At 71.6% G+C, this 208-nt stretch carries 1 protein-coding gene; it reads right to left on the reverse strand.

All coding sequences use genetic code 11. The annotated features are described in order from the left end of the window. The coding region (locus EXE44_RS20040; protein ID WP_137718162.1) for a hypothetical protein at positions 1-208 on the reverse strand (208 nt) is incomplete at both ends.

Here is a 208-nt window from a genome sequence, read left to right on the forward strand (position 1 = left end):
TCCCGGAGCGGGAGGTCCGTCGGCGGCGAGCGCAGCGCGTCGAGCGACCGGATCGTCAGCGCGCCGTCGACCAGCGACTCCTCGGTGACCGACGGGAGGTCGGGGTGTTCGTAGAGCGGTTCGCCCTCGTACTCGGGAACGACGAACGGGAGCCGCATCTGCTCGTCGCGGGGGAGCCCGTACGCGATCGGGATCCCGAGGAGGTCCT

The organism is Halorubrum sp. SS7 (assembly GCF_005435055.1).
In the GTDB taxonomy this organism is placed as follows: Archaea; Halobacteriota; Halobacteria; order Halobacteriales; family Haloferacaceae; genus Halorubrum; species Halorubrum salinarum.